The sequence below is a fragment of the Streptomyces sp. N35 genome (assembly GCF_016464295.1).
Classification (GTDB): domain Bacteria; phylum Actinomycetota; class Actinomycetes; order Streptomycetales; family Streptomycetaceae; genus Streptomyces.
Genome location: NZ_JAEIMH010000044.1, coordinates 23,454 through 33,784 on the forward strand (window position 1 = coordinate 23,454; position 10,331 = coordinate 33,784).

At 71.5% G+C, this 10,331-nt stretch carries 7 protein-coding genes and 1 pseudogene; 4 read left to right on the forward strand and 4 right to left on the reverse strand.

The annotated features are described in order from the left end of the window. Positions 1-109: 109 nt before the first annotated feature. A complete protein-coding gene (locus JAO81_RS23545; RefSeq protein ID WP_165330820.1) occupies positions 110-871 on the reverse strand; it encodes a phosphoglyceromutase in 762 nt (253 codons plus the stop codon). A 173-nt stretch (positions 872-1,044) separates the two neighbouring features. Here JAO81_RS23545 and JAO81_RS23550 point away from each other — a divergent pair, with 173 nt between their 5' ends. Further along, the gene (locus JAO81_RS23550) at positions 1,045-2,319 is read left to right on the forward strand and encodes an MFS transporter (protein ID WP_199549908.1); all 1,275 of its coding nucleotides are present in this window, start codon (positions 1,045-1,047) and stop codon (positions 2,317-2,319) included. A gap of 99 nt (positions 2,320-2,418) precedes the next feature. Here the strand turns inward: JAO81_RS23550 and JAO81_RS23555 are convergent. The 3 genes and pseudogenes from JAO81_RS23555 to mshA form a co-directional block, all read right to left on the reverse strand. Further along, positions 2,419-4,065 (reverse strand): annotated as a pseudogene (locus JAO81_RS23555) (glycosyl hydrolase family 28-related protein); the annotation flags it as partial. 117 nt (positions 4,066-4,182) lie between these two features. Beyond that, positions 4,183-4,674, reverse strand: a complete 492-nt coding sequence (locus JAO81_RS23560; RefSeq protein WP_199549909.1) for a YbjN domain-containing protein — start codon at positions 4,672-4,674, stop codon at positions 4,183-4,185. Further along, complete coding sequence (mshA, locus tag JAO81_RS23565) at positions 4,667-6,031, reverse strand: D-inositol-3-phosphate glycosyltransferase (protein WP_199549910.1); 1,365 nt, start codon at positions 6,029-6,031, stop codon at positions 4,667-4,669. Before mshA ends, JAO81_RS23560 begins: the two co-directional genes overlap by 8 nt. A 248-nt stretch (positions 6,032-6,279) precedes the next feature. On the opposite strand from mshA, the gene JAO81_RS23570 reads away from it, so the two are divergent. The 3 genes from JAO81_RS23570 (at position 6,280) to JAO81_RS23580 (ending at position 10,109) form a co-directional block, all read left to right on the forward strand. Continuing rightward, on the forward strand, positions 6,280-7,080 hold the full coding sequence (locus tag JAO81_RS23570; protein ID WP_199549911.1) for a class I SAM-dependent methyltransferase: 801 nt from the start codon (positions 6,280-6,282) through the stop codon (positions 7,078-7,080). Between the two features lie 255 nt (positions 7,081-7,335). Next, positions 7,336-8,433 (forward strand): NlpC/P60 family protein, encoded by a 1,098-nt coding sequence (locus tag JAO81_RS23575; protein ID WP_307813589.1) that lies wholly within the window; start codon positions 7,336-7,338, stop codon positions 8,431-8,433. Positions 8,434-8,780: 347 nt separating this feature from the next. Further along, the gene (locus JAO81_RS23580; RefSeq protein WP_199549912.1) at positions 8,781-10,109 is read left to right on the forward strand and encodes a PP2C family protein-serine/threonine phosphatase; all 1,329 of its coding nucleotides are present in this window, start codon (positions 8,781-8,783) and stop codon (positions 10,107-10,109) included. Positions 10,110-10,331: the final 222 nt, after the last annotated feature.

The window sequence follows — 10,331 nt, forward strand, 5'->3', positions numbered from 1 at the left end:
GGCGGGGGGGCGGGGGCCCCCCCCCCGCGCCCCCCGGGACCCGCCCCCGCCCCCCGGCCCGGGAAAACCCGGGGGGAAGGGGGGCTCGAGCGTACGGGCGAGAGGGGGCTTACTTCTTCTTGCCCTGGTTCTTGACCGCCTCAATCGCAGCCGCGGCCGCGTCCGGGTCCAGGTACGTGCCGCCCGGCTTGACCGGCTTGAACTCGGCGTCGAGCTCGTAGGAGAGCGGGATGCCCGTCGGGATGTTGAGGCCCGCGATGTCCTCGTCCGAGATGCCGTCCAGGTGCTTGACCAGGGCGCGCAGCGAGTTGCCGTGCGCGGCGACCAGGACGGTCCTGCCGGTCAGCAGGTCCGGGACGATGCCGTCGAACCAGTACGGGAGCATACGGACGACGACGTCCTTGAGGCACTCCGTCTGCGGACGCAGCTCCGGCGGGAGGGTCGCATAGCGCGGGTCCTCGAACTGGGAGTACTCGGCGTCGCGGTCGAGCGGCGGCGGCGGGGTGTCGTACGAGCGGCGCCACAGCATGAACTGCTCCTCGCCGAACTCGGCGAGCGTCTGGGCCTTGTCCTTGCCCTGGAGCGCACCGTAGTGACGCTCGTTCAGACGCCAGGAGCGGTGGACCGGGATCCAGTGGCGGTCGGCGGACTCGAGCGCCAGCTGCGCGGTGCGGATCGCGCGCTTCTGGAGCGAGGTGTGCACGACATCGGGGAGCAGACCGGCGTCCTTGAGCAGCTCGCCGCCCCGGACCGCCTCCTTCTCGCCCTTCTCGTTCAGATTGACGTCCACCCAGCCGGTGAACAGGTTCTTGGCGTTCCACTCGCTCTCGCCGTGGCGGAGGAGGATCAGCTTGTACGGTGCGTCGGCCATGGCTCCGAGCCTAATCGAACCCCTGGGCCCCCCGCGCGCGCAGCCCGAGCTGTGGACGATTGACGGTTCCTGTTAATCGAGTGGCTGGGCCAGGCCCCCGGCTCGTAACTTGTGAGCACGTCAAGCGCCACTTACAGACACCACGCCACCAGCCGTTTCCGGGGGGAACAGTCATGTCCATCGCGAGCATCAAGCGGGCCGCACGCGAAAGCGTCGCGGGCCTTCCCCGGGAGTTCTGGTGGCTCTGGACGAGCACCCTGGTCAACCGGCTCGGGGCCTTCGTCGCCACATTCATGGCTTTGTACCTGACCCTCGACCGGGGCTATTCGGCCTCGTACGCGGGTCTTGTGGCCGCCCTGCACGGCCTCGGCGGCGTGCTCGGCACCCTGGGCGCCGGCGTCCTGACGGACCGGCTCGGGCGCAGGCCCACCATGTTCCTCGCCCAGGGCGCCACGGCCATCAGCGTCGCGGTCCTCGGCTTCATGGAGCATCCGGTCGCCATCGCGGTGGTCGCCGGTCTGGTCGGTGTGGCCTCCAACGCCTCGCGGCCCGCCGTGCAGGCGATGATGGCCGACATCGTGCGCCCGGAGGACCGGGTGCGGGCCTTCGCGCTCAACTACTGGGCGATCAACCTCGGCTTCGCCTTCTCGTCGATGGCCGCGGGCATCGTCGCCCAGTACAGCTACCTCGCCGGATTCCTCGGCGAGGCGGCGCTGACCATGGCGTGCGCGGTCCTGGTCTTCCTGAAGCTGCCCGAGTCGCGGCCCGAGAAGACGGTCGTGGCCGGAAAGCCCGCCGACCCCGAGGTCTCCATGGGGACCGTCCTCAAGGACGGCCGCTTCATGGGCGTCGTCGGACTGTCCTTCCTCATCTCGCTGATTTTCACGCAGAGTTACGTGGGTCTGCCGGTCGCCATGGGCGCGGCCGACTTCACGCCCTCGGACTTCGGCATGGTGATCGCGGTCAACGGTGTGCTGATCGTGGCCCTGCAGATCCCCGTGACCCGCTTCATCGAGCACCGCGATCCGCAGAAGCTGCTCGTCGTCTCGGCGCTGCTCGCGGGGTACGGCTTCGGCCTCACCGCCTTCGCCGGCTCCATCGGCGCGTATGCCCTCACGGTCGTCGTCTGGACCCTGGCCGAGATCATCAACTCGCCCACCCAGATGAGCCTGGTGGTCCGTCTCTCGCCGGTGCACGCACGTGGCCGCTACCAGGGCATGTACTCGATGTCCTGGTCGGTGGCGGGGCTCGCGGCCCCGCTGATGGCCGGTTTCGTGATCGACCGCTACGGCGCCGACTGGCTGTGGGGCGCGACCGCGGTGCTCGGCACGATGGCGGCGGTCGGCTACTGGGTGCTGATGCGGAACCTGCCGCAGAAGGAGCGGACCCCGGTGGCCGCCGAGCCGGTCAAGTCGCCCCCGGTCACCGAGGTCAAGGCCACCGCCTGAGCGCGGGCCGGACCAACCGGCGCGGCGGACGGGCGGGGCGGACGGGCGGGGGCGGCCACCGGGAAGGGGGCCGCCCCCGTCCACCCCGGGCGCCCCGGGCGCCCGCCGGGCCTCGTACAGATTCCGCGGCCACACCCCACCGGGTCTCCCGTACGCCTCACTGCGCGCATGCAGGTCACCGGTGAAGTCCGGCTTGTCGATCTGGCCGAACTCGGTGACCTCACTGATCGCCACGGTCGCGCTGTACGGGGCGATCTCGTCGATCCGTACGCAGCCGGCCCGGCCGTTGGTCACGGTGACGTTCCAGTGCGTGAAGCGCGCCCCGTACAGCGGGCCCGCGCTCGCGTCGCCGCCGTGGGTGCCGGTGTTGTCCACGGTCACGTCGGTGCGGACGTTGGCGAACGGCATGCCGCGGTGGGTGTCGAAGGTCCCCATCCGCAGGTCGCCCCGCGACCAGACGTTGTAGCTGGACAGGCCCTCGACGTTGACCCCGTGCAGCTGGGTGCCGGCGGGCGCGGGGACGGTGCGCTGCTCGATGGTGAAGTCCTCGACAAGGTTGTCGTGCGAGCCCTCACGGCAGTAGTACGGGTGGTGCGCGCCCCGGCCCGCCACCCGGGTGCCCCGCAGCGTGCAGGCGGAGGCGGCGATGAACCCGAAGCCGTTGTCCACATGCCGTACGACCACGTCCTCGGCCCAGCAGTCGTACGCGCACTGGAACGCGAGCCCGTTGTAGCCGAGGTCAAGCAGATGCTCGGACTGCGGGGTCTCGACGGCCTCCAGGGTCAGGCCCTCGACGCCCGAGCCGGTGAGCGCAGTGGCCAGGGTGGTCAGGCGCGGATCCCATGCGGGCCGCACGTCCAGCGGGAGCGGGCGCTCGAAGGTCACCCTGCGGCCCTTGACCGAGGCGATACGGACCGGCCACTCATAGGGCACGTACGAGGTGAGCTTGGTCTTGTCGTCCCAGGTGTACGCCTCGGGTCCCGCGCCGCCGCCCGCCATGTGCTCCAGAAGCGTGTGGTCCGCGTCGTCCGCGAGGCGCAGCAGGACCAGCCGGCCGCGCGCGAGCCCCGAGGTGTCGGCGACCGTGACCGACCAGTCGCCGCGCGCGGCGGGCTCGACGGTCGTCAGGGTCTGCCATTCATCCCGCTTGTTGCCGGTCCAGCCCTCGAAGGGCCAGGCCTGGGCCTTGATCGCGGCGACCAGGGAGTCCCAACGCTCTTGCGGAGCAAGCCAGATGAGGCCGCCGGCCCAGGACCAGCCGGACTTCGTGCCGCCGTAGCGGCTGCCGTACTTGCCGATCAGCTCGGTCAGGTGCTTGGTGGCGACGAGCTTCGTACGGCCGCTGCCCGCGCCGCGCAGCACGACGCCGCTGTAGCCGATCCGGATGATGCCGTCGATGCGGTACGTGCCGGGCGGGACGATCACCGTGCCGCCGCCGGCCTCTCCGGCAGCGGCGAGGGCTCGGTTGATCGCGGGCGCGGCGTCCGCGGAGCCGTCGTTCTGCGCGCCGTACGCGAGGACGTCGGCGCGCACCCGCGGCCGTGGACGCGAGCGGCTGCCCCGCGCGTAGCCGGCACGGCCGACGTAGGGGATCTGCGGGTGGTTGTAGGGATTGCGGATGAACTCCCGCCACAGCTGGGCCACTTCGGGGCGGGACGCGGCCGCGGCCGGCGTCCCGCCGACGATCACCGCTGCCGCCGCGGCTGTCGCGCCGCCCAGCAGTCCACGTCTGCTGGGTTGGGCCATGAGCACCGCCTCCTCACGTTTGTGAACAGTATTCACGTCTGCGTCGGCGGTGAGCATGGCACGCTGTCGCATGGCGCGGAAGGGTGCGTGCAGCGGTGAACGTGCGGCGTCAGGGCCTCAGTTGGAGCGCGGCTTGGTCAGATGCGTGAACGCGTCCAGGTTCCGCGTCGACTCCCCGCGCGACACCCGCCACGCGTACTCGCGGCGGATCGCCGAGGCGAAGCCGAGCTCCAGGAGCGTGTTGAAGGAGCCGTCGGCCTCTTCCAGGACGACGCCGAGCAGGCGGTCGAGCTCGTCCGGAGTGACGGCCGAGAGCGGGAGCTTGCCGGCGAGGTAGACGTCGCCCAGCTTGTCGATCGCGTAACTCACCCCGTACAGACGGAGGTTGCGTTCGAGGAGCCAGCGGTGCACGCCGTCCGCGTTCTCGTCGGGGTGGCGGATCACGAAGGCGTTCAGCGAGAGCGCGTGCCGGCCCAGACGCAGCGAGAGCGTGGTCGACAGCTTGCGGGTGCCGGGCAGCTGCACGACATAGACCCCGGGCTCGGGGGATTCCCAGGCGAGCTCGGCGTCCTTGAGGGTCTGTTCGAGTACCTGACGCGGGTCAGCCATGGTGCGAGCGTACGCGACGGCGCTGCTCGAACAGGGCGGCGGTGTAGACGTCCGCGGTGGCCGAGGCGGCGGTGTCCCAGCCGAAGGAGCGGGCGTGCCGTGCGGCGGCCGCGCCCATCTTGTCGACCAGGTGCGGATCGTCCACGAAGTGCTCCAGCTTCAGCGCGTACGCGGCCGGGTCGTGCCCCTCGACGAGAAAACCGCTGACCCCGTCGCGCACCGCCACCGGGAGCCCGCCGACGGACGCGGCGATCACCGGGGTGCCGGCCGCCTCGGCCTCGATGGCGACGAGCCCGAAGGACTCGCTGTACGAGGGCATGACCAGGACGGACGCGGCCCGGAACCAGTCCGCGAGCTGCTCCTGGCCGACCGGCGGACGGAACCGTACGACATCGGCGATGCCCAGCTTGGCGGCCAGCTTCTGCAGGCCCTCGGGCTTGGCCAGACCGCTGCCCGAGGGACCGCCGACCACCGGCACGACCAGCCGGGAGCGCAGCTCGGGGCGGCGGTCGAGCAGGATGTGGACGGCGCGCAGCAGGACGTCGGGGGCCTTGAGGGGCTGGATGCGGCCGGCGAACAGCGGGATCAGGGCGTCCTGTGGGAGCCCGAGCCGCTGACGTGCGGCGGCGCGGCCGTCGGCGGGACGGAAGCGGTCGAGGTTCACACCGGGGTGGACGACGGCGACCTTGGCGGGATCGGCGTCGTAGTGCCGTACGAGCTCGTCGGCCTCTTCGTCGGTGTTGGCGATGAGCCGGTCGGCGGCCTCGACGATCTGGGTCTCGCCGATCACGCGGGCGGCGGGCTCGGGGGTGTCGCCCTCGGCGAGCGCGGCGTTCTTGACCTTGGCCATGGTGTGCATGGCGTGTACGAGGGGGACGCCCCATCGCTCGGCGGCGAGCCAGCCGACGTGGCCGCTCAGCCAGTAGTGCGAGTGCACCAGGTCGTAGTAGCCGGGGCGGTGGCCGGCCCAGGCCCGCATCACGCCGTGCGTGAAGGCGCAGAGCTGGGCGGGGAGTTCTTCCTTCGCAAGGCCTTCGTACGGTCCGGCGTCCACATGCCGTACGAGGACACCGGGGGCCAGTTCGACCTTGGGCGGGAGGTGGCCTGTCGTGGCCCGCGTGAAGATCTCCACCTCGATGTTGATCGCGGCGAGGCGCTTGGCGAGCTCGACGATGTAGACGTTCATGCCGCCCGCGTCGCCGGTTCCGGGCTGATGCAGCGGCGAGGTGTGCACGCTGAGCATCGCGATCCGGCGCGGTCGGCGGCTGCCGCCGGGGAGCCTGAGCCGCGGAGTACCGGACAGTCGGGCCGGCGTCTGGGCGAGCCGTCCGCCGAGCCTGCTCACGTACTGGCTCACGCGCGCGGCCTCCTTCTCACGACATGACTACAAAGAGGATGCAGCCCACCCTCCGAACCTCCCGAACACCGGAGGTACCCCTTCCTATTCCACCGACACCCCCAGTCTGCGCGGCCCGCCCCGCCCCCGCGCGCGGACGGCCCAGTGGCCGGGCGGGCCGGAGCGGGGACCTTCTGTACCGCCCGCCGTCCGCTTTGCCGGATTCGCCCGCGACAAACGGTCCCCCGAAGCTGACCGATACTGGGGGGATGGCCCGGACACCCTCACGTCCCGTCGGGACCGTGACGCGCGGGACCACCCATCCCAATCGGCTGCGGCGGATGGACCGCTGGATCGCCGAGCGGCACGGGCGCGCGCTGCGCGCCGCCGCGGCGCCGGTCGCCGTGGATCTCGGTTACGGGGCCGCGCCCTGGACCGCCGTGGAGCTGCTGCACCGGCTGCGGACGGCCGCGCCGGACGTACGGGTCGTCGGCATCGAGATCGATCCGGCGCGGGTCGCGGGCGCGCAGCCGTACGAGGAGGAGGGGCTGGCCTTCCGGCTCGGCGGCTTCGAGGTGCCCACCGACCGGCCACCCCTGCTCATCCGTGCGGCCAACGTGCTGCGGCAGTACGACGAGGACCAGGTCGCCGAGGTATGGCAGCGGCTGTGCGCGCGGCTCGCGCCCGAAGGGCTGCTCGTCGAGGGCACCTGCGACGAGATCGGGCGGCGGCACGTGTGGGTGGCGCTGGGGCCCGAGGGGCCGCAGACGGTGACGTTCGCCACCAGGCTCGGCTCCCTCGACCAGCCCTCCGACCTGGCCGAGCGGCTGCCGAAGGCGCTGATCCACCGCAATGTGCCGGGTGAGCCGGTGCACGCGTTCCTGCGGGACTTCGACCGCGCCTGGGCGGCCGCGGCGCCCTATGCCTCGTACGGGGCGCGCCAGCGCTGGATCCGTACGGTGCGGGCACTGGGCGCCGACTGGCCCGTGGTGGACAGGAGTTCGCGGTGGCGGCAGGGCGAGGTGACGGTGGCGTGGGGGGCGCTCGCTCCCCGTACCGCATCCGCATAACCACCCTAAGTGGCCTTATTCGTGCATACGTTGCCAACCACCACATGGGTGACACTTCGCTTCCACGGGAACGCGGCGCGGTAGTCATACGTCAGAAGTGACGGGTGGGGAAGCGGAGTTGGTCCTGCGGTGGGTTCGGTGTCGCCGTGGGGACGGTTCGCGTTTTGCGTGACCCTGTCGTATTCGGCGAAGGCGTGGCACCATCCCGAAGTCGTACGGATTGACTGACGGACCATCAGATCAGGGGGCGTGGGCGTGACCTGCAGGCGAACCTCGACCATTGCGGCCGTGGCGCTGGTCTGCGCCCTCGGACTGCTCAGCGCACCCGGCAGCGCGATGGCCGCCCCCGCGGCCGGCCCGCTCTCCGCGCCGCCCGCGCGGCCCGACGATCCGAAGGCCGGCGCCCCGAAGCCCGAGAAGCGCGATCTGTCGGAAGTGCGCGAGGAGCTCGACGGCCTCTACCACGAGGCGGCGGTCGCGACGGATGCGTACAACGCGGCGGAGGAAGAGGCCAAGAAGCAGTCCGACCAGATCGTCAGGCTCGCCAACAAGATCCAGAAGCTGGGGGCCAAGCGCGACACCCTCAAGGACCGGGCGGGCGCGGCGGCCCGCGCGCAGTACCGAAGCGGCGGGGTGCCGCCCCAGGCGCAGCTGGTGCTCAGCGACAACCCGCAGGAGTTCCTCGACGGAGCCCAGCGGGTGCGGCAGGGCCAGCACGCGACCACCAACCTGATCGGTGAACTGAGCACCACCGAAGCTGACTTGCAGCTGTACGCCAAGGACGCGGGCCTGTACTGGCTCGAGCTCGAACAGCACACCAAGGACCAGGCCAAGCGCAAGAAGAAGATCGAAGCGAAGATCGAGGCCGCGGAGAAGCTGGAGAAGAAGCTCGAGAAGGAGGAGCGCGCCCGCCTCCTCCAGATGGAGCAGGACGCCGAGGTCCAGGCCCAGACCGCCTGGCTGGACACCGGAATCCTCAACGACATCAAGGGCAATGCCTCGGCACAGGGCAAGAAGGCCGTGGCGTTCGCGAGCAAGCAGATCGGCAAGCCCTACGTGTGGGGTGCCGAGGGCCCGTCCTCGTACGACTGCTCGGGTCTGACCTCACAGGCCTGGGCGGCGGCCGGGCGGGGCATACCGCGCACCTCGCAGGAGCAGTGGCGGCAGCTGCCGCGCATCAAGGTGCGCGACATGCGGCCCGGCGACTTGATCATCTACCACGCCGACGCCAGCCATGTCGGGATGTACGTGGGCAACGGCGCGATCGTGCACGCCCCGCGACCCGGGCGCAATGTCACGGTGGCGGGGGCCGGTTCGATGCCGATCCTCGGGGTCGTACGGCCGGACAAATAACCGCGGGTCGCGAGGCCGGCAAATGACCCTGGGTCGCAAGGTCGGACAAATGACCCAGGTCGCCAGGCCGCGCAAATGGCCTTCCGCGCCGGACACATGGCCCCGTGGAGGTGACCCGGCTCACGTGACCTGCGCCACCCGGGCAACCTCCGCGGCGTGATGTTCGTCATCCCGGGTGGACTCGCCGCGTGCCCAATTACGGGACGGGACGCGGCATATGACACCGGCTCTTTGCAGATCGCCATTCCAAACCGGTGTCGGCTACCGCTAAGGTCCCCGTCGGCGGAACGTCGTTTCGACTGGTGTCGTACCGCCGCGCCCTCGGGGGGAGGGAAGGAACCAGAAGGATGCCCGTACCCATACCGCGGCAGAGAGCAGTCCCGGCCGTGGAAGGTGGTCAGGCTCAGACCGCACCGGCGCCCGCGCCCGGTGCGGAGACCCTGTTGGCGCACCCCGCCGCCGCCGAGGAGTTCGCCGAGCACGGCGGCGGTCTGACGCTGCTCGTGATCGAGGACGATCCGGCCCAGACCCTCAGCGTGCCCGCGCTGCTCGACGCGGCGGGCAAGCCCATCAAGGTGCGGACGGCGCGCAATCTCACCGAGGCGGAACGTCTCCTCACCGACGACGTGCACTGCATCCTGCTCGACCTCGCCCTGCCCGCCTCCGGCCGCACGGGCTCATCGGACGGCGCCGAGGACGAGCTGGGGACGCTCAAGCACGTCCTGCGCCTCGCGCCCCGGCACGCCGTGCTCGCGCTCACCGCCAGCGACGACACCGAGCGGGCCACCGAGGCGGTACGGGTGGGCGCCCAGGACTATCTGTTCCGCGACGAGCTGGACAGCCGTGTGCTCACGCGGGCGATCCGCTACGCCGTGGAGCGCAAGCGGGCCGACATGGCCCAGCGCCAGCTCACCGAGTCCCGGCTGCGCGCCCAGGAGAACGCCCGTCTGGAGCGCGGCCTGCTCCCCACCCCGCTGCTTGACGGCTCCCCGCTGCGGTTCGCCGCGCGCTACCGTCCGGGCCGCTCGCGCGCGCTGCTCGGCGGCGATTTCTACGACGCCGTACGGACGCCGGACGGCACGGTGCACGCGATGATCGGCGATGTCTGCGGGCACGGTCCGGACGAGGCGGCGCTCGGCGTCGAACTGCGGATCGCCTGGCGTGCGTTGACCTTCGCGGGCCTGTGCGGCGACGAGCTGCTCTCGACGCTCCAGCAGGTGCTCGAGCACGAGCGCCCGGACGACGAGATCTTCGCGACGCTCTGCACGGTCGACATCTCCCCCGACGGCCGCCGCGCGGGCCTGTGCCTGGCCGGCCATCCGTCCCCGCTGATCGCGCGCGCGGGCGGGCTCGCCGAGCTGCTCCCGTACGAGAACAGCGGTCCCGCTCTCGGTCTGCTGCCGCGCGCCCGCTGGCCGCGCCAGCAGGTGGAGCTCGGGGGCGCGTGGAGCCTGATGCTCTACACGGACGGCCTGATCGAGGGCCGGGTGGAATCCGGCAGCCGGCGCCGGCTCGGGCAGGACGGCATGGTCGCGATGGTCCGCCGCCAGATCTCCGAGGGCCTCAGCGGCGACGGTCTGCTGGAGGCCGCGGTCAACGAGGTCCGCGACCTCAACGGCGGGGAGCTGACGGATGACGTGGCGGTGGTGCTTTTGGAGCGGGGGCCGCGGGCCTGAGGCGAGGTGCGGCCTCAACCGCGGGTGCGTACAAGAAGGCGGCGGATCCGCCCCCTGGACGGACCCGCCGACTGACTGCTCGATGCTCTGTGGGGTGCTCAGCGCCCGCCGTTGTACGGACCGTACGGCCCGTCGCTGCTGGAACCGCCGCGGCGGGCCCCGCCGCGGCCTCCGGGGGCCTGCCTGGGCGGGGGGCGGGCGTCGGCCCTGGAGGAGGTCCGC

What these genes read in the sequence shown, in the direction of transcription:
- JAO81_RS23545 (WP_165330820.1), bottom strand. Translation starts at nt 871, where the DNA reads ATGGCCGACGCACCGTACAAGCTGATCCTCCTCCGCCACGGCGAGAGC.
- JAO81_RS23550 (WP_199549908.1), top strand. Translation starts at nt 1,045, where the DNA reads ATGTCCATCGCGAGCATCAAGCGGGCCGCACGCGAAAGCGTCGCGGGC.
- JAO81_RS23560 (WP_199549909.1), bottom strand. Translation starts at nt 4,674, where the DNA reads ATGGCTGACCCGCGTCAGGTACTCGAACAGACCCTCAAGGACGCCGAG.
- JAO81_RS23570 (WP_199549911.1), top strand. Translation starts at nt 6,280, where the DNA reads ATGGCCCGGACACCCTCACGTCCCGTCGGGACCGTGACGCGCGGGACC.
- JAO81_RS23580 (WP_199549912.1), top strand. Translation starts at nt 8,781, where the DNA reads ATGCCCGTACCCATACCGCGGCAGAGAGCAGTCCCGGCCGTGGAAGGT.